This window comes from Robiginitalea sp., assembly GCF_049588695.1.
Taxonomy (GTDB): domain Bacteria; phylum Bacteroidota; class Bacteroidia; order Flavobacteriales; family Flavobacteriaceae; genus Robiginitalea.
In genome coordinates this window covers 1-2,674 of the sequence record NZ_JBAVZJ010000151.1, presented here as the reverse complement: position 1 = coordinate 2,674, position 2,674 = coordinate 1, and the positions used below count along the sequence as shown (strand labels likewise).

The 2,674-nt window shown below is 44.6% G+C and carries 3 protein-coding genes; all 3 read right to left on the bottom strand.

Translation table 11 applies throughout. The features are described from left to right. Nucleotides 1-376: 376 nt before the first annotated feature. Nucleotides 377-1,207, bottom strand: coding sequence for a GNAT family N-acetyltransferase (locus tag WBV75_RS03570; protein WP_424119285.1), 831 nt, complete (start codon nucleotides 1,205-1,207; stop codon nucleotides 377-379). Nucleotides 1,208-1,271: 64 nt separating this feature from the next. Next, nucleotides 1,272-2,129 carry a glycoside hydrolase family 16 protein gene (locus tag WBV75_RS03565; protein WP_424119284.1) on the bottom strand — a complete coding sequence of 286 codons (858 nt, stop codon included), beginning with the start codon at nucleotides 2,127-2,129 and terminating at the stop codon, nucleotides 1,272-1,274. Between the two features lie 100 nt (nucleotides 2,130-2,229). After that, a partial coding sequence (locus WBV75_RS03560) for a DUF481 domain-containing protein (RefSeq protein WP_424119283.1) occupies nucleotides 2,230-2,674 on the bottom strand: 445 nt, incomplete at its 5' end.

The window sequence follows — 2,674 nt, the reverse complement described above, 5'->3', positions numbered from 1 at the left end:
AAATATAGGGGTGACCAAAAGAACGGTTCTGGCAATTTCCTTTCATGTTATGAAGATTATCTATCCCACCAAAAATGGTCTCTTAAAAAGAAAAATGTATTCGGAGATTCTTTTCAAAGATGTTCCTCCTGATTCATTGTTACAGCACTAGCGGAGATATCCGATCACCTGTAGGGCCTCAGAAGCCTGAAACGGGTATTAAACAAATGGGGTTTATTTCCTGTTATTCTATGTATGTATTTGATGGAAAAGCCCGAAGCTAGTGGTCGTCTTCGCTTACCCTCTTTGTTCTGTATGGATACCCTTTGGGTTCTAAAGGTCTGAATATACGGTGGAAGGGTTTCAAAGAAATTACCTAATTCCGGTTTTCAAATCTCTAAACCCCTACTATATCTAATTCCATTTCGAATTGATCTACCGTATTATTCAATCCAAAGGAAATGACGTGATTCACTTTATCTCGTAGTCTTTCGTCTATGTTATTGATTCTAATAGTCTCCGAGATAACTTGAATAGCCCCGAAGAGCCGATTCCACGCCCCGGTATTGCCCTTGAACAGGTCAAATTGAGCCACGTAGTTCAGGTCCGGGTTTATTATAAAAAAAGATTCCGGCTGGTCATTGTGGATAACTTCAAAGTACCTGAAATCACCTCCCGTTATCGATTCTTTTTGATTGTCCCAGGAATAGAATTCTTGATTTGGCAAGCGGGACCACTCCACATCGATCAAGTCTACTTCCCTTAAATCATGAGACGACGAAGAATCCAGGGTAAGAGTACCGCTGAAACACTTGTATGTTTTACAAATCTCGAAACCCACCCCCTTATACACAGCAAGGGCCCTTTCGTTTTCTGAGATAACTTCCAAACTGCTTTTCTCAATACCTTTTGCAGCCAGATCATTAAAGGCATAGGAATATATAGATTTGACTATTCCCCTACCCCTGTACCCGGGAATGACTCCCGTACCCGTGTTGAAGGCAGTGCGGCGTCCCTGTCGCTGGTCAACGGCATGAACAATAAACCCGACCAGGAGGTCCTTGTCAAACATACCGTATGAGCAGTTAAAATCGACTTTGGCGGCCTTCCACCGCTGTCTGTAATACCCCCTGTCGACAGGCATTTTGACGTAATAATTATCAAACGCTTCCAGGAAGCAGTCTACAATTGTTTCGAAGGATACCTCTGACAAGTTCTTAACCCACATTCACAAATGGATTGGTAGTGGCCGGGCTGGGATTCGTTCCATGGTCTAACCTTGAGATGTTCAATCAGTTTCTGGATTCATGCTTTACCCAGTCTACCTCCATAACCCATTCACCCGTCATGGGCGAGTCGGTGATTTTCGCGAAGTTTAATATAGCGAACATTGGCTCGGGATATTTATCTCCTTCCCCTTCATTGCGGTAGACTTCTTTCCCATCCAGTCGATACACCAGGTCGCTTTTGTCCCATTCAACGGAGTATTCGTGAAAGTCATTGAGGGTGGCCGGAAAATTTCTGCGTTTACTCTCCCAGTCTCCTTTGTCGCATTCGCCTAAACTCACAATGGCCCCTGTGGTAAACTCATCTTTCATATGGTCCCCGTGATGTTCAAAGATGTCTATCTCGCCAGATCCTGTTAGGGGCCAGCAAATACTCTCATCTTCTTCCTGTACTGGAGATTCGTTGTTTCGGGCACCCAGCAACCACCAGGCCGGGAACATGCTTGCCTCCCCATTACTGGATAGCCTCAGACGCGCTGTCCACCTGCCTTTCACAAACTCTTTACGATTTTTAGAACAGATGCGCCCGGCGATATATTCCGTATCCGGGTGTTGAGCACCATTCTTATCCAGATTGTCGCAAGGGCGTTTTTCACCAATATTAACCACTCTAATCTTCAGTGTACCGTCACTTACTTCCCGGGTACCCAATTCCCCATCGGGCACATAGCAGTGACTTTCATTGTTCACCCAAATCCGCTGATCCTGCCAATTGTCCGGGTTAAACGTTTCAAAGTCATCCTGGAAATCAATCTTCCAGACATCTGCAGTGCTTTGAACTTCCCGGTCTTTTTTGGTTCCGTCTTTGCAACTCACAGCAAATTGCAAAACAACGAGGAAGGTGAGAGCGAGTATTTGTTTCATTTTTTAAAAATTTTAAGAAAATGTATCACCTGTTTCGATTGTGCATTGAATAAAGATAACAGATTGGTTTGAATACGAACAAACCCCAATGATTAGTATTCTAACGCCATTTACCTATGAGCAGCAAAAATGAATCACCTGAAGTGTCCTTCGGCCTGCTCCCTGATATATGCACGCCCGGGATATACAGGTCCTTGACAATAAAACCTTCCATAGACCTCCTGCTGGGTGCGGTAGTACTTGCCCCATCCTCAGGATCAAAGACCGGGGAATAGGTTTCCGCGGTGAACGCTACCCCTCCGGTCACATTCCAATATAAAGAATTCGTTCGTTTAAGAAATTTCCCAAGACCAATCTTTCCCGTGGTCCGTAAGTCCAGCGACTGTTCTGTATTTGAAAGAAAATCAATGTCTGCCCCGAGGTTCCAATCCCGCGGCAGAAAATAACGGAATCCGATACCGGTATCATTCCTTTGAATATCAGAGACGTCGTCCTGTGTGGTAATCAACGTATTATAATACAAATCAGCGGACCCGGGCTTACCC